We start from the raw sequence: 20,304 nt of genomic DNA, 5'->3' as shown, positions 1-20,304 counted from the left end.
AGCGAAGAAATTAAAATTAAACAAAAAAAATACTCAGCAAGGCACAAATCGGAATCAGGCAGTAGACCGGATCAACTCCTTTAATTCCGCCGGTTGCAGTACTCGATAGTACTCTGTATTGAAGCATTATTTGGTGCTTTGAAAGATCAGCACCGTTGGCCTTTGCTCAGTTAAGCAGAAAGGTGCTGCTTGCCATACTGATCGCCCCACATGCTTCTATATGGAAGTTGAGCCTGAGCAGCAACAAGTTAGAATGATTGGAGATACTAACCCGTCATGACTAACCAATCGACTCGTACATACGATCTAGCTTAACGCATGAAGGTGTCAAGTTTGTGAGATCTACGGATCGCTTACTTACGTCCTAAACAGATACCTAAAGGCCTAGAGAAACCCCTTCTTAGCAGCACTAAAATTTGTGCTGTCGTTGCATGTCACCTAATCCACGATGTCACCGTCGAAATGTTTAAGTAACCTTTCTCTTTTTATCGAAGCTATACAGTAAATGCTTATTCTTCTCAGGGCGCCCTTTGCATACCTTATATCGCTCAAATTCTTCGAAACTAATATGTGATAGATCGAGATTGTAATCGAGCGTATTAACGATTTGCTGTAACCGATCTAACGTATAGCCGGCGCCATAGCGACGGGTAGTCGTTTTATGCTCATGACCAATGGCTGCTGCAATATCTGACTCTTCTACTCCCTTATTTCTCAACGTTCGTGCAGCGGTATGTCTGAAACTATGAAACGTCTTATTTTTCCTGCTAGCTAACCCTACCGAATCAAGATAGCCGGGACTGGCTGTTTCGCCATTGAACCACCGCCCGGTCTCTCGCCCCCAGCCATTATTTTTGCAATATTTCATAGCAGGGAACAGCGTTTCAGCTTCAGAAGTAGCTGCTTGTCGTCGCATCTCGACATAGTCTAAAAAGCCTAGTTCAATCAACTGGTTATGAATCGGCACTTGTCGTTTTGATGTTTCATTTTTAGTCGACTGATCTAGCTCATCATCGGTAATATTAAAATACCAAATGACATCATCAGTTTGTTGAGATTGTTCGCACTTGATGTCTCTGATGTGCAACTGACACAGCTCATTAATGCGTCCACCCGTATACATTGCTAGCAAAGGTGCCCAGAAGTAGCTGTCCACTAATGTGCGCTGTCTAGGCAGCTCTATAGAGCGATAGACTGAGCCATTCAGCAACTTTCGCAGATCTTCAGGTTCAAATGGACGATAACTATCAGTGGCTCCTTTACTCACATTCAGACTTAAATCTGCGGCAAAGTTTGTTTGAATGATATCTTCATCATAAGCAAACTTAACAAGCGCAGTGCACAACTGAAAGTAGCTTCGCGCAGTGTCTGCTGAGAGCGTACCATCGCGCTTCGAGCGTCGTTCTCTTTGCGGGTCTATCATCGCTCTCAGTTTCTCTCGAACGCTGATAATGTCCTTTCGCCCAAGCTTGGCAAAAACAGTCTTCGCGCCCAATAACTCGACAACAAATTTTAATCGCGTCGTGCCCTGAGATCGAGTTTTCGCGTGGCCCCAATTACCTGACGTGAGTTTTTCCTGAATAAACATTGTAGCGACATCTGCAACTGTTGGACCACTAGTCTCGACAAGGCCACCTCCCGCGGTGAATCCCATGCCTGCTTTGCGCATAAATTCTATGATTTCAAATTGATTAGCATCAGAATCTTCTAGATCTGAATGAATCCTTTGAGTACCCGTGCTGGGATCAATATCAATATGTATTTTATTTTCGAGGTCAAAATCGAAATCAGAGGTATCAGACATATCCTGTTTAGTCTCTTTCTCGCTAAATATCGTCGATTTAAGCGTTTCAATGATGAAATCGGGCTTAATGTCTTCGATCTTATCAAGATCTAAGCAAGTGTCTATAAAGTTTATCAATTGTCGAAACTGATAAGCACAGTGATAGATGAGCAATCGAGCTCTGTCTTGATCGTGCGTTTTAAGCGAGTGGTTAAATTGCTGCCCTAGTCCAGGTACTGCCTGAAAGATCTTAGACGGCCATTTAAGACGAATATAATACATACCGTTGCGACGGTAAGAATGGGGAATACGTGCAGCCATAGTTCACCTTTGTGCTACAAGGTGGTGCTACATTTCTGAAAATCAATTCTTGAGATACGCTGGAGGCCGCGTGAACCGCGGATCTACGTTAGAATTGGTGGAGCCTAGCGGGATCGAACCGCTGACCTGTTCGCTGCCAGCGAACCGCTCTCCCAGCTGAGCTAAGGCCCCAAAACCAAGTGGCGGCTATATTAATCATGACCCTGCCTGCTGTCAAGCAAACTGAGTGCAATTTTATAACTAAAAGCTAACGGTATTTCAATCGCTTAGCCTTAAACGCAAAAAGCCCTGCATCGCAGGGCTTGAGGTGCTGAATGAACGTGATTTAAGCTAGTGAATCAGCTAAGGCGCGATACTCTTTATCCCAGCTTTTGGTCTCTTTCTTCGAAGGTCCGCCAACAGTATTCAAAGCATGACGCACCCGGGCGCGACTCATATCGGGGCCGAGAATCTGCATAGAATCCACCACCGAAACACTGGCGCTGGTGCCGGCGATAGCGACAAACAATGGGAATAGGAAGTCACGGACTTTATAGCCCATCGCATCACCTAGCGCTTTAAACTGAGCGAACAGGTGATCTTTATTCCAGTTCTGCTCGGTGTCGAGCATCCACGATGCGAATTGCAGAATACGTCGGATATCGTCTTTCTGCAGGCTCTTATGAGCAAAGCTCTCTTCGGTGATCGGTAACATACCGGACAATAAGAAGCTTGCAACCGGCGCGACATCCGAGAACTTTTCGATACGCTGCTTAATCAACGGAATAATCTGCATTAGGTATTCAGGATTCAGCGCCCACTGTTGGAACGCAGCGGCAAACTGTTCATCCGACAGTTCTTCACGAATCCACAGACCGTTCAACCAACTGAGTTTTTCCTGATCGAAGATCGGACCACCCAGTGATACACGATTGATATCGAAGTGCTCGATCATCTCCTCGAGGCTGAATTTTTCCCGCTCATCCGGCATCGACCAACCCATGCGGGCGAGGTAGTTCAGCAGTGCTTCGGCCATATAACCCATACGCTGATAGTAAATGATACTGGTTGGGTTCTTACGCTTAGACAACTTTGATTTATCCGGGTTACGCAGCAGTGGCATATGACACAGTTTAGGCATATCCCAACCGAAGTAGCTATACAGCAACTGGTGCTTCGGCGCGGAGTTGATCCACTCTTCACCTCGTAATACATGAGTGATCTCCATCAGGTGATCATCCACTACGTTGGCGAGGTGATAAGTTGGCATGCCGTCAGATTTCATCAGAATCTGGCAATCGACCTGCGCCCAATCCACTTCGATACTACCGCGCAGCATATCGTCAAAGACGCAGACGCCCTCTTCCGGCACCTTCATACGCACGACATAAGGTTCGCCCGCCGCTTCGCGTTTAGCCACTTCTTCAGCCGGTAGCGCTAGATCACTCTCTTTCAGTGCACTTTGCAAACCCTGTGCGCGACGTTCGTTACGCAGTTCATCCAGCTCCGCTGAGGTGCGGTAACATTTGAACGCATGTCCCTTATCGAGCAGAATCTGGGTATGCTGTTGATAGATATCGCCTCGCTCGCTTTGACGGTAAGGACCAAAAGGACCAGGCTTATCCGGGCCTTCCGCCCACTCAAGGCCCAGCCAGCGCAGTGAATCAAGAATCATCTGTTCTGATTCAGCGGTGCTACGGGTCTGATCGGTATCCTCAATACGCAGGATAAACTCTCCTCCGTGCTGACGGGCGAAAGCCATATTGAACAGAGCGATGTAGGCGGTGCCTACGTGCGGATCACCGGTTGGAGACGGTGCGATACGAGTACGTACGGTCATCAGAAAATATGCATCCAGACTGATTTAGGGGAAATTGCCCGGCATTATACCTGCTTGACCGATAAGCGCCTACCGTAATCACAATCACGGCTGACTTGCCTCCTTACTCTCGCACTTAACCGCACCATAAAAGTGCAAATATCATCCACATCAACACCCCCCATGTTATCCAGGCCCTACCCTGTGTTCACGACCAAACGCTATGACATCAGGATATGGCCGCCTATTTAACAATATTAACGATGCTCTTAGGGCGACTGCACCAAAGGCTGGCACGCTACGTGCAGTACCATGAGTAACTTTAATAAGAAAAATCCCTATGACCATAACGCAATCACAGCCCGAACGGGTATTGGTAATTGATAAGGACACCGCTCGCTCGGCCCTGCTGGAACAGGCGCTGACCGATCAAGGCTATGACGTTGTCAGTCGCCTACATGATACCGAAGGGCTGATCGCCCGGGTGGAGCAGATCCGTCCGGATATCATTATTATCGAGCTAGATTCCCCCGACCGTGACGTGCTGGAACATATGGCCACTCTCAATAGCCATATCCCCCGCCCCGTGGTGATGTTTGCCGAATCAGGCGACAGCCAGACGATTCAAAAAGCGATTAAAGCAGGTGTTAGCGCTTACGTCGTCGATGGCATGAGTCCCGAGCGAATTCAGTCAATTATGGATGTCGCGGCGGCCCGTTTTAGAGAGTTTCAAGCCCTGCGCAACGAACTCCATGATGTCCGCAGTGAACTAGAAGATCGAAAACAACTAGAACAAGCTAAGCGCCTGATTATGAAGCACCAAAAATGCACTGAAGATCAGGCGTACAGTGCCATGCGTAAGATGGCCATGGATCAGGGTAAAACCATGACACAGATAGCTAAAAATATAATTTCAGTACTCGAGATGCTGAGTTAAGCAAGGGCAAACCATTATGACATTAATACACAGCCCAACATTGGACTCACCGGAAAAAGCCGATCTGACCTTGGGCTTTCTACCACTGATGGATTGCGCACCACTGGTCATTGCAAAAGAGAAAGGTTTTTTCAGTGAATCAGGGCTCAACGTGCAGTTAAGCCGCGAAGGCTCGTGGGCTTCAATACGCGATAAAGTGATGTTAGGACTTTTAGATGGTGCGCAGATGCTTGCAGGTATCCCGCTGGCATCCACTCTCGGGCTAGGGTCACCTAAAGTGCCTATGATCACGGCGTTTAGTATTGGTTTAAACGGAAACGCTATCACCCTATCCCGTGAACTATTGGCCGAAATTGATGAACTCGGTCACTCACCGGGAGACAGTTCGGCTGCAGGGTTAAAACAACTGGTAGCGTTCCGTAAAGCCAGTGGCCGGCCCAAAATAACACTCGCAATGGTATATACCTATTCGGCACACAGCTATCTACTGCGTTACTGGCTCAGCGCGGCGGGTATTGATCCCGATAACGATATCAATCTAACAGTTGTGCCGCCGCCACAGATGGCAGTGACCATGAAGAAGGGCTTAATCGATGGTTATTGTGCTGGCGAGCCTTGGAACTCCGTTGCTCAAGAGATGGGCATCGGTAGCCCGGTCATCTCCGGTTATCAGATCTGGAATAACTGCCCTGACAAAGTTTTCGCCGTGTTAGAAAGCTGGCATGACGCCCACCCCGCCACCCATCAGGCACTGATCTGCGCGCTTATTCGCGCCTCAGAATGGCTCGATAAGCCGCAAAATAGTGACGAGGCATTGGATATTTTACTCGGCAACGCCTATTTAGGCCCCGCGCTATCGATGCTATCTCAGCCAAAACTGAAGCAGGGTAACCGCCACTTTTACCGTTATGCTGCCAGTTATCCATGGCGCTCCCATGCACTTTGGTTCCTCAAGCAGATGCGCCAATGGCAGCAGTTAATAGAGCCTCAAGCCGATTTAAAACAGATCGCCTGTCAGGTTTATCGACCCGATTTATACCGCAACGTGGCGGATAAAATGCGTATCTCCCATCCGACAATCGACTTTAAACCGGAGGGCTTTCACGACAACGACTGGGTGTTACAAGGTACCGCGGGGGTTGTCACCATGGGCAGTGACCTATTTTTTAACGGTGGCACCTTTGATCCAAACAGTCCTTGAGCTTAGAGCCATGTTCAATTGGCGCTGTTTGGGTGCTAAAAAGCATTATCAGCACCGTTTAAGTGCGATTTATATCTTCCAAGGATCTTATAAAAACACCAAAAACCACTAAGATACTGATAATAAATAGTTTTTAAAAACATGGCACAGCACCTGCTATATCTAACGCAATAAATATAAATACTTGAAACCACCTAGCTTGGTTTCACACATGACAACGACGTCTGCTCTTACTGATAGCTTTATCGGAAGGGGCAGGCGTTTTTTTTTGACTCGTTTTTGTAAACTCAGGAGCCACAAACATGACTCACACTCTGCTTTCTAACATGATGGGACGCCGCACACTGCTACAAAACGCAGTCAAAACATTCGGCGCAGTGGCGATCGGCAGCCTGCTAACGCTGAGCGCTGCACAGGCCGCTGTCGGTGAACCGGAGAAAGAGGATCTCAAGTTTGGCTTTATCAAGCTGACAGATATGGCACCATTAGCGGTGGCTTATGAGAAAGGCTACTTCGAAGATGAAGGGCTGTATGTGCAACTCGAAGCCCAGGCGAATTGGAAAGTACTGCTCGATCGGGTGATCGATGGTCAGCTGGATGGTGCCCATATGCTAGCAGGGCAACCATTAGGTGCCACCATCGGTTTTGGCACCCAGGCACATATTATTACCGCGTTCAGTATGGACCTTAACGGTAATGCCATCACGGTCTCTAACGATATCTGGAAACAGATGAAGCCCTATATTGACAAAGACGCCGAGGGCAAACCGATTCACCCGATTAAGGCCGATGCGCTAAAGCCGGTTGTCGATGCTTATAAAGAACAAGGCAAGCCGTTCAATATGGGCATGGTATTCCCCGTGTCGACTCACAACTACGAGCTACGCTACTGGCTCGCCGCCGGCGGTATTCACCCCGGATATTACGCCCCCCATAAAGGCGACTCATCGGGCCAGATCGATGCCGATGCCCTGCTCTCTGTGACGCCCCCCCCACAGATGCCCGCCACCATGGAAGCGGGCACCATTTACGGTTATTGCGTCGGTGAGCCGTGGAACCAACAAGCAGTATTTAAAGGGATCGGTGTCCCGGTCGTGACCGATTATGAAATATGGAAAGACAACCCCGAGAAAGTTTTCGGTGTTTCTAAAGGCTGGGCCGATAAATACCCCAACACCCATATCCGTGTTGTAAAAGCGATGATTAGAGCCGCCAAGTGGCTGGATGACAACAATAACGGTAATCGAAAAGAGGCAGTAGAGATTCTCTCACGGCCGGAATATGTTGGTGCCGATTACGATGTTATTGCCAACTCAATGACCGGCACCTTTGAATACGAAAAAGGCGATAAGCGCGAAGTACCCGACTTCAACGTATTCTTCCGCCACAACGCCACCTACCCCTATTATTCCGATGCTATCTGGTATCTCACCCAGATGCGCCGCTGGGGACAGATCGCCGAGCCTAAATCGGATGAGTGGTTTATGGACACCGCGAAAAAGGTTTATCGTCCGGATATCTATGCCCAAGCCGCTAACGAGCTAATTGCCGAAGGCAAGATCGCCAGCAATGAATTCCCTGATTTCACATCAGAATCTGGCTTCAAACCACCGCAAACGCACTTTATCGATAACATCACCTACGATGGCACACAACCTAACCAATATCTGACGAAGTTTAAAATCGGTCTAAAACCCGACAGTGAAATTTAATCTGTAGCGCTGCATCAACACCGCAGCGCCCAGCCAAAACCGATAGAAAACCAAAGGGTGGCCTATGGGCACCCCATTGGAGATTGACTATGAGCAGCATCGCATTAAAACTATTAAAACCACTGGGCTTGCCCGAAAAGCTAAGCCTAGCCCAGCTAGTCAAAGCCCTAGTGGTTCCCTTGAGCGGTATTTTGATCTTTCTGTTTATCTGGAATATCGCCGCCCGCAATATCCATACCTCGTTAGGTGAATTTCCCGGTCCCACTCAGGTTTATGAGCAAAGCCTCAATCTATTATCAGAGCATAATCGCGAACGGCAAAAAGAGGTGGCTTTCCATCAGCGCCAAGATGTTCGTAATGCCAAAAAATTGGAAAAGAACCCCGACGCCGTGGTTAAAACTCGCCCCTACACCGGCAAACCCACCTTTATCGACCAAATCGGCACAAGCCTGATCACCGTATTAGCCGGCTTCTTCGCCGCCTCACTGATTGCCATTCCGGCAGGGATTGTTATCGGTCTCAACAAAACCCTCTATAGCGCCTTTAATCCAGTCATTCAGCTATTCAAACCGGTCTCCCCCTTAGCCTGGCTACCGTTAGTGACCATGGTGGTCAGTGCCGTGTATGTCAGTGATGAGCCGATGTTTGCCAAATCCTTTGTCACCTCACTCATCACCGTCTCCCTCTGCTGTCTCTGGCCAACGCTGCTCAACACCGCGGTTGGCGTATCGACGATCAGCGCCGACCTCAACAATGTCAGCAAGGTGCTGCGACTCTCTTGGTTAACACACGTCATCAAGATTGTTATCCCTTCGGCTATTCCAATGATCTTCACCGGTCTTCGACTCTCATTGGGTATCGCTTGGATGGTGTTAATCGCTGCCGAGATGCTGGCACAAAACCCAGGGCTAGGTAAGTTTGTCTGGGATGAATTTCAGAATGGCAGCTCCAACTCCCTCGGACGCATAATGGTGGCCGTGCTAGTGATTGGCCTGATCGGCTTTATGCTCGATCGCATCATGTTAGTTCTGCAGAAAAAAGTATCTTGGGACAAATCCGTCGAATTACGCTAAGGCAGCATTAAGGAGAAAACTGATGACTACCACTAAACACCTTGAGCTTACCGGCGTCGACATCGACTTCCCGACGCCTAGCGGCCCGTTTAAAGCGCTGAGTAATGTTAATTTAAAGATTGATCGGGGCGAATTTGTATCCCTGATTGGGCATTCAGGCTGCGGCAAATCAACCGTTCTAAATATTGTTGCCGGTTTATACCAGGCCACCCAAGGCGGCGTGTTATTGGATGGCAAAGAAGTAAATGAACCCGGCCCCGAACGGGCGGTGGTATTTCAAAACCACTCCTTACTGCCTTGGTTAACCGCTTATGAGAACGTCGAACTGGCGGTCAAACAGGTTTTTAAAAAAACCAAAACCAAAGCGGAAATGAAAGACTGGATCGAATACAACTTACAGTTGGTGCATATGGATCATGCCATGCATAAACGCCCAGATGAAATTTCCGGTGGTATGAAGCAGCGAGTCGGCATCGCCCGAGCACTGGCGATGGAGCCAACCGTCATGCTGATGGATGAACCTTTTGGTGCCTTGGATGCCCTTACCCGCGCCCACCTGCAAGATTCTCTCATGGAGATTCAAGCTGACTTAAATAACACCGTGATTATGATTACCCACGATGTTGATGAAGCCGTGTTATTGTCCGATCGCATCGTCATGATGACCAACGGCCCTGCCGCCACTGTCGGTGAAATATTGGAGGTGAACTTAGAGCGTCCCCGGCATCGCCTTGAATTAGCCGATGATCCGCAATACAACCATTACCGGGCGGCGGTTTTAAGCTTTCTTTATGAGAAACAGCGAACCCCAGGCGACGCAGTGGCTAAACCCACGAGCAAACCCACCAGCAAAGTAACACCAAGTACGGCTGAAACAGCCGCCGTTGAATCAATTCCTGCAGCTAGCAAGACTGACACAACCGCAACACAAAAGGATGAACAAGCAGCCTAACCTCTTAATAAACGTCAACAGCTTATGCCCGGCGATTGTCGGGCTTTTTTATTTCTTCGCCCTTCACCGTCCTATTTCTTGCAACCTATTCTATACAACTGAGCAAACCACCCCGTAACAGCAAGAACATCACGACCCTCAACATACCGATGCCATCGCCACTGCCCAATAAGAGGGACTCCTTAGGGTGCACCACCTCGTAAACCACCCTATTCTTCGCCCCAACTCAGTGCGGCAAATATGTAACCTATACGAGAAAGCCGCCCACAAAAACATATAAACTGTTGAATATTAACAGTATTTATAAATCAGGCACGTTCTCTGCTATATACTAAGCGCCTATCTTAGGCTTCTCATATTTTTTTTGGACAATGGTGTTCATCCTCCAGTACTTCGCACTTGTACTGGTTGGTGAATGCCATTTTTTTTTGGATTTTTTTTATGCCTAAAGCTCATCTCATCATTATTGGTAACGGCATGGCTGCTGGCCGATTGCTGGACGAGATTCTAAAACGGAATCCGGATCAGTACCGGATCACCGTGTTTGGCGCAGAAGGCTATGCCAACTACAACCGCATTATGCTCTCCACAGTACTCGCCGGTGAGATGCAGGCAGACGATATAGTGACCCACTCAGAACAGTGGTATCAGGATCACCATATCGCACTTCATAGCAACGACCCGGTCAGCACCATCGATACCGCTAAACAAACCCTGCGTTGCCAAAGCGGCACAGCGTTCAGCTATGACAAACTGGTACTGGCCACCGGGTCTAACCCGATCATGCCTAACATCCGTGGTAATGACCTCGATGGCGTCTTAACTTTTCGCTCGCTCGCCGATATTGATCAGCTCATGGCTAAAGTGCCTCACATTCAGCATGCCACCGTTATCGGTGGTGGCCTACTCGGGTTAGAAGCCGCTTGGGGATTACGTCAGCAGGGGCTAGAGGTAACCGTTATTCATCGTGGACAGTGGTTACTGAATCGCCAGCTTGATGCCACCGCCGGTGAATACTTAAAACAATCACTGGAATCCCGTGGCATCCATTTTCAGTTAAATGCCGAGATAGACAAGTTTGCCTCTGAGCCAAGCGCCGAGATACAAGGTGACTCAGCGTCATCAAGCGCAATCAGTCAAATCATCTTAAAGGATGGCGTGGTTATTAACACCGGACTCGCCGTGATTGCCATCGGCATCAGCCCTAACCATGCACTGGCTGAACGTAGCGGCCTAGCATGCGATCGAGGCATCCTAATCAATGACCAGCTGCAAAGCTCAGTAACAAACGTCTACGCCTTAGGTGAATGCTCACAGTTTGGCCAACACACCTTTGGCCTAGTGGCGCCTATTTGGGATCAGGCCCGTGTGCTCGCTGATCAACTTTGTCTAACATCCGACCAGCGTTTCAGCCTGCAACCCTGCGCCACCAAACTCAAAGTATCCGGTATTGATCTGTTCTCCGCCGGTGAATATCTCGATAGCCCCGCGAGCGAATCCGTTGTCTATCAAGACCCGGCCAACGGTGTGTATCGCAAACTTATTTTCCGGCAACAAAAACTGGCCGGTGCAGTGCTGTTTGGCGCTGTTAACGAAGGTAACTGGTATTTCGAGCTGATTCAGGCCCAGCAAAAAGCACAACACCTAGCCCCAGACATGATCTTCGGCCGACGTTATTGCAACGCTGAATCAATCGCCCAATTAACCCCTGCCGCTGTCCCTCATTTTGACACCGCAGCCCCCGCATTAAGCTTGGCAACAGGAGCGACCTCATGAATAAAACAAAACTACTCATCGCCGGTAACGGCATGGTGGGCCATCAATTTCTGCAAAGCCTGGCCGACAATGACCAGTTAGCACATTTTGATATCACCGTTTTCTGTGAAGAGAGCCGACTGGCCTACGATCGTGTTCACCTAAGCGCCTATTTTTCCGGTGCCACGGCTGACGATTTAGCGATGGGGGACGCCGAGGTCTATCGCCGCTGGGGGCTCACCGTGCTCACCGATGAAAAAGTCACTGCCATCGATAGAGACCAGCAATCGGTGACCACCAATAAAGGCCAGCACCTGAGTTATGACAAATTAGTACTGGCAACCGGATCCTATCCTTTTGTGCCTCCCGTACCCGGCCATGATCGGCAACAGTGTTTGGTCTACCGTACCCTTGATGACTTAGACGCCATCGCCGCTGCGGCCAAAAATGCCACGGTGGGTACGGTTGTCGGTGGAGGCTTACTCGGGCTGGAAGCGGCCAAAGCACTAACCGATTTGGGACTCAAAACCCATGTAGTTGAATTCGCCCCTCGTCTGATGGCGGTACAGCTAGATGATGGCGGCGGTGCCCTGCTACGGCAAAAAATCGAAGCGCTGGGAGTCAGCGTACATACGGAAAAAAATACTCAACTGATCGATGATGGCGAACACTGTTTTCATAAAATGAACTTTGCCGATGGTGAAGTCTTAGAAACCGATCTAATCCTCTTCTCGGCCGGTATCCGCCCTCGGGATGAGCTTGCCCGCCAGAGCGGGCTTGAAGTCGGCGAACGTGGTGGCATCGTCATCAACAATCACTGCCAAACTTCGGATCCAGCCATCTATGCCATAGGTGAATGTGCCCTATGGAATAAACAGATCTTTGGTCTGGTCGCGCCGGGTAATCAGATGGCTAAAGTGGCGGTCTCTCACCTGAGGGGTGGCAACGACAGTTTTACCGGTGCCGATATGAGCACCAAACTCAAGCTGATGGGTGTTGATGTTGCCAGTATTGGCGATGCCCATAGCCGTACTCCCGGCGCACGTAACTACACCTTCGTGGATGAGCGTGAAGCGGTGTACAAAAAACTGGTGGTTTCAGACGATGGTAAGCAGTTACTCGGAGCCATCTTAGTAGGCGAAGCGGAAAACTACGGCACATTATTACAATACATGCTTAACGGTATTCCGCTACCCGAATACCCCGACACATTAATTTTGCCCCACCGTGGCGATGATGAACAAACCGGTCTAGGCGTGGCCGCGCTACCGGAAACCGCGCAGATCTGTTCCTGCCATGATGTCAGTAAAGCCGATGTGCGGGCAGCACTCGATGGCGGCTGTTGCTCATTAGCCGATGTAAAGGGTAGCACCAAGGCGGCCACTGGCTGCGGCGGTTGCGCAGCACTGCTGACGGACTTAGTTAATCATGAATTAGAAGAGCTGGGCGTTGAGGTTAATCGCGACCTGTGTGAACACTTCCCCTACTCACGTCAGGATCTTTACAACATTATCCGCGTTGAAGAGATCCGCAGCTTTGATGAATTACTAGAACAACAGGGTCGTGGCCACGGCTGTGAAATCTGCCGCCCCGCCGTTGGCAGCATGTTGGCCTCCTGCTGGAACGATTATATTCTCAGTGAGAAGAACGTAAGCCTGCAGGATACCAACGATACTTTTATGGCCAATATGCAGAAAGATGGCACTTATTCAGTGGTGCCACGAGTCGCTGGCGGTGAAATAACCGCCGATAAACTGATCGTACTCGGGCAAGTGGCCAAACAGTATAACCTCTACAGTAAAATCACCGGCGGTCAACGAGTCGATCTATTTGGCGCCCGTCTGGAACAGCTGCCGGAGATCTGGAAAATCCTGATTGATGCGGGTTTCGAAACCGGTCATGCCTACGGCAAATCATTGCGGACTGTTAAATCCTGCGTCGGCAGCACCTGGTGTCGTTTTGGAGTCGATGATAGTGCTGGCTTAGCGATCGACTTGGAGAACCGTTACAAGGGCCTGCGTGCCCCCCATAAAATCAAGTTTGCAGTTTCAGGCTGCACTCGCGAATGCGCCGAAGCACAAAGTAAAGATATCGGCATTATCGCCACCGAAAAAGGCTGGAACCTGTATGTCTGTGGTAACGGTGGCATGAAACCCCGCCACGGTGATCTCTTTGCCACCGATCTTGATCGCGACACCCTGATCCGTTACATCGACCGTATTCTGATGTTCTATATCAAAACAGCGGACCGTCTGCAGCGCACCTCCGTTTGGATGGAAAATATGCAGGGCGGGCTGGATTATCTACGCCAGGTGGTTATCGAAGACAGCCTCAAGCTAGGGGCAGAACTAGAACAGCAGATGGCATTGGTGGTCTCCCGTTATCAGTGTGAATGGAAAACCACCTTGGAAAATCCCGAGGCTCTTAAGCGCTTCCGTCACTTTGTGAATACCGAGGCGCAGGACAGCAATATTCTCTTTGTTGAAGAACGACAGCAGATTCGCCCAGCCACCGCTGACGAAAAAAATCTTATCGCCGCCGAACCGATCAAGTTGGTTGGTTAATACAGAGGACAGCCGAATGACTACAAATACTCACTGGACTGCGGTGTGCAGCCAACATGACCTAATCGCTGATTCAGGCATCTGCGCATTGATCAAAGAGACCCAGGTCGCCCTGTTCTATATCAAGCAACAGCAGACCGTCTTTGCCATTGCTAACCACGACCCCTTTAGTCAAGCCAATGTCCTGTCACGGGGATTAGTTGGCTCAAAGGGTGATCAACTATTTGTCGCCTCACCGGTCTACAAACAGCACTTCTGCCTTGAAACTGGACGCTGCCTCGATGATGAGAACACCCGCATCCAAGTGTGGCCGGCCCGTATCGAGAATGGTCAGGTCGAGGTACTGATCTAAGCGCTAGTGATAAACACGGTATAAAAGCCACTAAAACTCAGCTAACCTTCGCCACACAGGAAGCCTATCGATGACCCATGCAGCCAAGCCGGAAACCTGTCAGGTAAAAACCACCTGCCCTTATTGTGGCGTTGGCTGCGGCGTTAACGCTACGGTCAGTCATAACCAATTGATTGCGGTCAGCGGTGACAAAGACCACCCCGCCAATCTCGGACGTCTTTGCGTCAAAGGCTCTGCTCTACATGAAACCACCGATTTAGATGGGCGGCTGCTCAGCCCCCAAATTAATGGCCAAACGGCCAGTTGGGAGCAAGCGATTAACCATGTCGCGCAGAGCTTTCGTCAAACGATTGAACAGCATGGCCCCGATTCAGTGGCGTTCTACCTTTCAGGACAGATTCTGACCGAGGACTATTATGTCGCCAATAAGCTGATGAAAGGCTTTATCGGATCGGCCAATGTCGACACTAATTCGCGCCTCTGTATGTCATCCGCAGTGGCAGCACACAAGCGAGCCTTTGGTGCGGACCTAGTACCCGGCTGCTATGACGATCTCGAGCAGGCAGATCTGTTAGTGCTGGTCGGTTCTAATACCGCATGGGCACACCCGGTAATCTATCAACGCATCCTCGCGGCAAAGAAAAAACGTCCAACAATGAACGTTGTCGTAATCGATCCTCGCCGTACCGCCACCTGTGATATGGCTGATCTACATCTACCTCTCACGCCCGGTAGCGATGGTTATCTATTTACCGGTTTGTTGAGCTATCTGGCCGATCATGACGTGCTCGACAAACACTATATTCAAACACATACCGAAGGCTTTGATAACGCCCTAGACGCGGCGAAAACGCTTACTGCGAGCCTGTCACAAACGGCGCAACACTGCGGTTTAGATGAGCAAAGCCTTAAGCAGTTTTATCAACTTTTTAGCCGTACCGATAAAGTCGTCACACTCTTTTCTCAAGGCATCAATCAATCGTCATCTGGGGTCGATAAAGGCAACGCCATTATCAACTGCCACCTCGCCACCGGCCGTATCGGCAAACCGGGCGCTACCCCTTTTTCGATTACCGGTCAGCCTAACGCCATGGGGGGGCGAGAGGTCGGAGGCCTCGCTAATCAACTGGCCGCCCATATGGACTTTAGCGATCCAGCCAATATCGCACGGGTTGAGCGGTTTTGGCAGGCACCCAAAATCGCTCGCACTGAAGGCCTAAAAGCCGTGGATCTGTTTCAGGCTGTCGACGAGGGCCGCATCAAAGCGATCTGGATAATCGGCACCAACCCCGTGGTCAGCATGCCCGATGCCGATTTAGTTCGCCGGGCACTATTACGATGCGGACAGGTAGTGGTTTCCGATTGTATGGCAAAAACCGACACTACCGCCTGTGCTAATGTATTACTCCCCGCCACCGGCTGGGCTGAAAAAGACGGCACAGTGACCAACTCCGAACGCGTTATCTCCCGCCAACGCGGCTTTTTAGCGCCTCCCGGAGAGAGCCGTCACGATTGGCAGATTATCTGCGCGGTCGCCCGTGCGATGGGGTTTGAACAGGATTTTGCGTTTAACTCCCCCAGCGAGATCTTTGCCGAACATGCAGCACTCTCTGGCTATGAAAATAAGGGTCAGCGATACTTTAATATCTCCGGCCTCGCACACCTCTCAGCAACACAGTATCAACAGCTAGAACCGGTAAGGTGGCCTTGCATCGAAGGCCAGCAAGAGCAATCACCTCGACTGTTCAGCGACGGACGCTTTAATACTCCCTCAGGCCGGGCGCGCATGCTACCGATTACCCCTCAAGCACCGCTTAATAAACTATCTGAAGAGTATCCACTAATACTCAATACCGGTCGCATACGGGATCAATGGCACACTATGACCCGAACCGGCAAAACTAGCCGCTTGCTGAACCATATCGACCAACCCTATATCGAACTCGCGTTAGCCGATGCCGAAGAGTACGGTATCGCTGAGCAAGACCTGGTTGAAATCCGCAGTCCCCAGGGTCGCTGCCTCGTAAAAGCCAAGTTGTCCTCAAATCAGCGGCCTGGTTCGGTGTTCATGCCGATCCATTGGAGTGCACAATTTGCCTCGGCAGCAAGGGTGGATAGCCTATTTACATCGATTAAGGACCCTCTATCCGGCCAGCCTGAAGCCAAGCACTGCCCTGTCCAGATAGGTAAAGTTGACAGCCATTGGCAGGCTGTTCTGATCACCGAGCAATCACTGGCGACGCTGCCCTGTGAATACTGGTGTAAAATTCCGCTACCAAATGGATTTCGATATGAACTGAGCGGGGCGCAGTTACCCGCCGACTGGAAATCTTGGTTAGCCCAGCTTATTGAGCCCTGCGACGACCTCATCGAACTCAATAGCGCCTCAACCTACCGCATGGTGAGTTTTCAGCAACAGCGCCCCACGCAACTCTTTTTTGCCTCTACCGGAGCGCTACCCAGCAGCGCTTGGCTAAGCAAACAGTTTCAGCAATCTATAGATACCCCTGCCCAACGAATGTCGTTACTGGCCGGTAAACCGATGGACAACAAAGACGAGTGCGGCGCCATCATCTGCAGCTGCTTTGAAGTGGGTGAACACACGATTCGCCAAGCAATCCGTCAAGGGGCTAACAGCACCGACAAACTGGCCGCACAATTAAAGTGTGGTAGCAACTGTGGCTCTTGCCTGCCAGAGATCAGAGCGATACTGAGCTAAGGGAGTTAAAACAGCGCTTTGATGCCATCCAGATAACCGTTATCCCAGGCAACACCCGCCCAGACGACCCAGGTCATATTGAGCATCATAAACACCGCGGCGGAGCCCATATCCTTGGCCCGCCCAGCCAATTCATGATATTCAGGCCCCCAACGATCGACCACCGCTTCGATAGCCGAGTTAACAATTTCAAACGCCAAGACCAAAAAGCAACAGGCTAACAAAAGCGCTAGCTGCATACCCGACTCCGCCAGCCAAAAAGCTGCCGGAAACATCACCACCGCCGCCATAACCTCATAGCGGAAGGCCGGCTCTTCAACCCAAGCCGCCTTAATACCTTGCAGTGAATATTTAGTGGCATAATAGAAACGCGTAATGCCGGTACGTTTAATCTGATGCATCTGAATGGCTACTTCTGGTTTGTGAAGCTGGCATTAAAACATGAAAAGAAGGGTCATACCACGGCTCGCAAGACAGCTTAACAAAGATGCAATAAGCCCTGCTTCGCTCTTGCCTCTCTTGGATTTCTGTCAGGCTCAAAGTTCAAAAAATACTCAAACAGTACCGTATTTCAACAAAAAGCAGCGCCGAAATCACTTCCGTGCGGACATCCCACAGCAAAAGCCACTCAAGAGAACTCATCGCAGCATTATCCGCTTAAAAAGCAATCCGTTGAATGCTATAGTTAGCCCCGCACAGGCCTCACTCAGAGCATACTTAGCAGCAAGTGAAAGATTGACTCTGTCAGCGGTTGTGCTGTCGACAACGGATGTAGTTATAATCTGCCTTCACCGCAGAAGTCGTAAGGATAGATCGTTTCTCTCTGGAAAATTACATTATCAGATGCTTAATCATAAAGTAGATGAACAGCTGAGCCTGCTGAGTCTGGCACAATTAAATAATCTGTTGGAAAAACTTAATCAAAAAGTCGCAGACAAAAAGCAGGCCATTAAAGCGGCCAGCAAACTTCCTCCCCGCACCCAAAATGATATTCAAAAACTGGCAGAACTGCAGGGACTGGATCTCAGCGGTCTGATGCGGGAAATATCCAAACGCTGACCGTTATAATTTAGGCCCGATGCTCAACATGACTGTAGAAAAACAGACCTCACAGCTTAACCGAACATTCACCGTTGCCCCTATGATGGAGTGGACTGATCGACATTGTCGTTATTTCCACCGTCTGATCAGCGACAACGCGGTGCTTTATACCGAAATGGTAACCACCGGCGCACTGATTCACGGTGATCAACAACGGTTTCTAAGCTATAGCGAGCCGGAACACCCGCTCGCACTTCAGCTTGGCGGCAGTCATCCGCAAGAGCTCGCCAGTTGCAGCCGCATGGCCGAAGATGCCGGCTATGATGAGGTTAACCTCAATGTCGGCTGCCCCAGCGACAGGGTACAGAACAATATGATCGGTGCTTGCCTCATGGCACACCCTGAATTAGTCGCCGAATGCCTCGCAACCATGCAAGCCGCCGTAGCCATACCTGTCACTATTAAGCACCGCTTGGGAATTGACGATATGGATAGCTACGAAGCACTTCATCAATTCGTCGCAACGGTCAGCCAATCTGGCTGTAAAACCTTTATAATCCATGCCAGAAAGGCGATACTGCAAGGCTTAAGCCCAAAAGAAAATCGGGATATACCGCCGCTAAAATATGAGTGGGTCTACCAGATTAAACAGGCATTTCCTGAATTGGAAATACTGATCAATGGCGGCATTAAAACGCTGGCAGAAAGCCGTACACACCTACAGCATGTTGATGGCGTCATGATTGGCCGCGAAGCCTATCACAACCCCTATATGATGACGGAAGTTGATGCTTTGTATCAGCCTGACGCAGCGGTAAAAACTCGCTTGCAGATTATCGAACAGATGTACCCCTATATCGAAGCCGAATTAAAACAGGGTTGCTACCTAGGACATATCACTCGCCATCTACTAGGGTTGTTTCACGGTCAGCCCGGCGGTCGTCAATTTCGTCGCTATCTGAGTGAAAATGCCCATAAAGCCGGCGCTGATGTCGATGTGTTAAAACGTGCCGTTGATAAAGTCATATCTATCTAAAAGATTAAGGAAAACTAAACATGGAAAGCCAGCTGGATCAGCTCAAAAAAATGACCACCATTGTTGCCGATACTGGCGATATCAATGCGATCAGAGACCTGAGACCCGTTGATGCAACCACCAACCCCTCACTGTTACTGAAAGCCAGCCAAGATCCTGCTTACCGCCCCTATCTTGAACAGGCTAAAAGCTGGGCACTGAGCCAAGCCGGTAGTGATGCAGAACAGCTAGCCAATATGACCGACAAGCTGGCGGTGTTAGCCGGGTGTGAAATTCTCTCGCTGATCCCTGGACGCATCTCCACTGAGGTCGATGCACGACTCTCCTTTGATACCTTGGCAACGATCGAAAAAGCTAAAAAGCTCATCGGCCTATATAACGAGGCAGGTATCAGTAATGATCGAGTGCTGATAAAAATAGCCTCTACATGGGAAGGCATCGAAGCGGCACGACAGCTGGAAAAAGAGGGTATCAACTGCAACCTAACACTGCTATTTGGTTTCGCTCAGGCGGTTGCCTGTGCTGATGCTGGCGCCTTTTTAATCTCACCTTTTGTTGGCCGCATCCTCGACTGGCATAAAGGCCATAACCCTGAAGGCACAGACTTCAACGGCGCAAAAGATCCTGGTGTACAATCCGTGAGTCGTATCTACAACTATTACAAACATCACGGCTATAACACTGTCGTCATGGGTGCGAGCTTCCGCAATAGCGAGGAGATTCGTCAACTGGCGGGCTGCGATCGCCTGACCATCAGCCCAGCCTTGATCTCAGAACTGGCCGACACCCAACTACCGCTGGACCAAAAACTGTTTGCCGACAACCCGCTGTGCAATGAAGCTAAGCTCGAGAATAACGAGCAAGCATTCCGTTGGGCAATGAACGAAGATGCAATGGCGACAGAAAAACTAGCGGAAGGCATCCGTAACTTTGCCGCCGACCAAGTGAAATTGGAGCAGCTCCTTCTGAAGATCTAAACTTCGAAATTAATAGCGTCTGCCATTAACGAAAAAACGCATCCTTTGGGATGCGTTTTTTATATATAGACATTATCGTTCAA

Annotated in this window: 15 protein-coding genes and 1 tRNA gene; 12 read left to right on the top strand and 4 right to left on the bottom strand. The window is 49.8% G+C overall.

Annotated features, from left to right (window positions below):
- Window positions 1–466: 466 nt before the first annotated feature.
- The 3 genes from ACN0T0_RS17120 to gltX form a co-directional block, all read right to left on the bottom strand.
- Window positions 467–2,104 carry a site-specific integrase gene (locus tag ACN0T0_RS17120; protein WP_417227948.1) on the bottom strand — a complete coding sequence of 546 codons (1,638 nt, stop codon included), beginning with the start codon at window positions 2,102–2,104 and terminating at the stop codon, window positions 467–469.
- Between the two features lie 95 nt (window positions 2,105–2,199).
- Window positions 2,200–2,275, bottom strand: a tRNA-Ala gene (locus ACN0T0_RS17115).
- Window positions 2,276–2,429: 154 nt separating this feature from the next.
- Window positions 2,430–3,923: a glutamate--tRNA ligase gene (gene gltX / locus ACN0T0_RS17110; RefSeq protein ID WP_417227947.1), complete on the bottom strand. Its 1,494-nt coding sequence runs from the start codon at window positions 3,921–3,923 to the stop codon at window positions 2,430–2,432.
- Between the two features lie 319 nt (window positions 3,924–4,242).
- On the opposite strand from gltX, the gene ACN0T0_RS17105 reads away from it, so the two are divergent.
- The 9 genes from ACN0T0_RS17105 to ACN0T0_RS17065 all read left to right on the top strand — a co-directional run bounded on the left by ACN0T0_RS17105 (window position 4,243) and on the right by ACN0T0_RS17065 (window position 17,167).
- The gene (locus ACN0T0_RS17105; RefSeq protein WP_417227946.1) at window positions 4,243–4,839 is read left to right on the top strand and encodes an ANTAR domain-containing response regulator; all 597 of its coding nucleotides are present in this window, start codon (window positions 4,243–4,245) and stop codon (window positions 4,837–4,839) included.
- A gap of 16 nt (window positions 4,840–4,855) precedes the next feature.
- Entirely contained in the window at window positions 4,856–6,040 is a 1,185-nt protein-coding gene (locus tag ACN0T0_RS17100; protein ID WP_417227945.1) for a CmpA/NrtA family ABC transporter substrate-binding protein, read from the top strand.
- A 302-nt stretch (window positions 6,041–6,342) separates the two neighbouring features.
- Entirely contained in the window at window positions 6,343–7,752 is a 1,410-nt protein-coding gene (locus ACN0T0_RS17095; RefSeq protein WP_417227944.1) for a CmpA/NrtA family ABC transporter substrate-binding protein, read from the top strand.
- Window positions 7,753–7,841: 89 nt separating this feature from the next.
- Complete coding sequence (locus tag ACN0T0_RS17090; RefSeq protein ID WP_417227943.1) at window positions 7,842–8,825, top strand: ABC transporter permease; 984 nt, start codon at window positions 7,842–7,844, stop codon at window positions 8,823–8,825.
- A 22-nt stretch (window positions 8,826–8,847) separates the two neighbouring features.
- Window positions 8,848–9,777 carry an ABC transporter ATP-binding protein gene (locus ACN0T0_RS17085; RefSeq protein WP_417227942.1) on the top strand — a complete coding sequence of 310 codons (930 nt, stop codon included), beginning with the start codon at window positions 8,848–8,850 and terminating at the stop codon, window positions 9,775–9,777.
- Window positions 9,778–10,218: 441 nt separating this feature from the next.
- Complete coding sequence (locus ACN0T0_RS17080; RefSeq protein WP_417227941.1) at window positions 10,219–11,553, top strand: NAD(P)/FAD-dependent oxidoreductase; 1,335 nt, start codon at window positions 10,219–10,221, stop codon at window positions 11,551–11,553.
- Window positions 11,550–14,096, top strand: coding sequence for a nitrite reductase large subunit NirB (nirB, locus tag ACN0T0_RS17075; RefSeq protein WP_417227940.1), 2,547 nt, complete (start codon window positions 11,550–11,552; stop codon window positions 14,094–14,096). Before ACN0T0_RS17080 ends, nirB begins: the two co-directional genes overlap by 4 nt.
- Before the next feature lie 16 nt (window positions 14,097–14,112).
- Complete coding sequence (gene nirD, locus ACN0T0_RS17070) at window positions 14,113–14,448, top strand: nitrite reductase small subunit NirD (RefSeq protein WP_417227939.1); 336 nt, start codon at window positions 14,113–14,115, stop codon at window positions 14,446–14,448.
- A 70-nt stretch (window positions 14,449–14,518) separates the two neighbouring features.
- Window positions 14,519–17,167 carry a molybdopterin-dependent oxidoreductase gene (locus ACN0T0_RS17065; protein ID WP_417227938.1) on the top strand — a complete coding sequence of 883 codons (2,649 nt, stop codon included), beginning with the start codon at window positions 14,519–14,521 and terminating at the stop codon, window positions 17,165–17,167.
- 5 nt (window positions 17,168–17,172) lie between these two features.
- Here the strand turns inward: ACN0T0_RS17065 and ACN0T0_RS17060 are convergent, their stop codons facing one another.
- Window positions 17,173–17,568, bottom strand: a complete 396-nt coding sequence (locus tag ACN0T0_RS17060) for a diacylglycerol kinase (protein WP_417227937.1) — start codon at window positions 17,566–17,568, stop codon at window positions 17,173–17,175.
- A gap of 40 nt (window positions 17,569–17,608) precedes the next feature.
- On the opposite strand from ACN0T0_RS17060, the gene ACN0T0_RS17055 reads away from it, so the two are divergent.
- The 3 genes from ACN0T0_RS17055 to tal are packed head-to-tail and all read left to right on the top strand — an operon-like array spanning window position 17,609 to window position 20,221.
- Entirely contained in the window at window positions 17,609–18,226 is a 618-nt protein-coding gene (locus ACN0T0_RS17055) for a hypothetical protein (protein ID WP_417227936.1), read from the top strand.
- A gap of 28 nt (window positions 18,227–18,254) precedes the next feature.
- Window positions 18,255–19,244, top strand: a complete 990-nt coding sequence (dusA, locus tag ACN0T0_RS17050; RefSeq protein WP_417227935.1) for a tRNA dihydrouridine(20/20a) synthase DusA — start codon at window positions 18,255–18,257, stop codon at window positions 19,242–19,244.
- A gap of 20 nt (window positions 19,245–19,264) precedes the next feature.
- A complete protein-coding gene (tal, locus tag ACN0T0_RS17045) occupies window positions 19,265–20,221 on the top strand; it encodes a transaldolase (protein WP_417227934.1) in 957 nt (318 codons plus the stop codon).
- Window positions 20,222–20,304: the final 83 nt, after the last annotated feature.

The sequence above is a fragment of the Amphritea sp. genome (assembly GCF_048266285.1).
Classification (GTDB): Bacteria; Pseudomonadota; Gammaproteobacteria; order Pseudomonadales; family Balneatricaceae; genus Amphritea.
The sequence above is the reverse complement of the archived record's forward strand: the minus strand, read 5'-3'. Positions and strand labels throughout refer to the sequence as shown.

What these genes read in the sequence shown, in the direction of transcription:
- ACN0T0_RS17120 (WP_417227948.1), bottom strand. Translation starts at nt 2,104, where the DNA reads ATGGCTGCACGTATTCCCCATTCTTACCGTCGCAACGGTATGTATTAT.
- gltX (WP_417227947.1), bottom strand. Translation starts at nt 3,923, where the DNA reads ATGACCGTACGTACTCGTATCGCACCGTCTCCAACCGGTGATCCGCAC.
- ACN0T0_RS17105 (WP_417227946.1), top strand. Translation starts at nt 4,243, where the DNA reads ATGACCATAACGCAATCACAGCCCGAACGGGTATTGGTAATTGATAAG.
- ACN0T0_RS17100 (WP_417227945.1), top strand. Translation starts at nt 4,856, where the DNA reads ATGACATTAATACACAGCCCAACATTGGACTCACCGGAAAAAGCCGAT.
- ACN0T0_RS17095 (WP_417227944.1), top strand. Translation starts at nt 6,343, where the DNA reads ATGACTCACACTCTGCTTTCTAACATGATGGGACGCCGCACACTGCTA.
- ACN0T0_RS17090 (WP_417227943.1), top strand. Translation starts at nt 7,842, where the DNA reads ATGAGCAGCATCGCATTAAAACTATTAAAACCACTGGGCTTGCCCGAA.
- ACN0T0_RS17085 (WP_417227942.1), top strand. Translation starts at nt 8,848, where the DNA reads ATGACTACCACTAAACACCTTGAGCTTACCGGCGTCGACATCGACTTC.
- ACN0T0_RS17080 (WP_417227941.1), top strand. Translation starts at nt 10,219, where the DNA reads ATGCCTAAAGCTCATCTCATCATTATTGGTAACGGCATGGCTGCTGGC.
- nirB (WP_417227940.1), top strand. Translation starts at nt 11,550, where the DNA reads ATGAATAAAACAAAACTACTCATCGCCGGTAACGGCATGGTGGGCCAT.
- nirD (WP_417227939.1), top strand. Translation starts at nt 14,113, where the DNA reads ATGACTACAAATACTCACTGGACTGCGGTGTGCAGCCAACATGACCTA.
- ACN0T0_RS17065 (WP_417227938.1), top strand. Translation starts at nt 14,519, where the DNA reads ATGACCCATGCAGCCAAGCCGGAAACCTGTCAGGTAAAAACCACCTGC.
- ACN0T0_RS17060 (WP_417227937.1), bottom strand. Translation starts at nt 17,568, where the DNA reads ATGCATCAGATTAAACGTACCGGCATTACGCGTTTCTATTATGCCACT.
- ACN0T0_RS17055 (WP_417227936.1), top strand. Translation starts at nt 17,609, where the DNA reads ATGAAAAGAAGGGTCATACCACGGCTCGCAAGACAGCTTAACAAAGAT.
- dusA (WP_417227935.1), top strand. Translation starts at nt 18,255, where the DNA reads ATGACTGTAGAAAAACAGACCTCACAGCTTAACCGAACATTCACCGTT.
- tal (WP_417227934.1), top strand. Translation starts at nt 19,265, where the DNA reads ATGGAAAGCCAGCTGGATCAGCTCAAAAAAATGACCACCATTGTTGCC.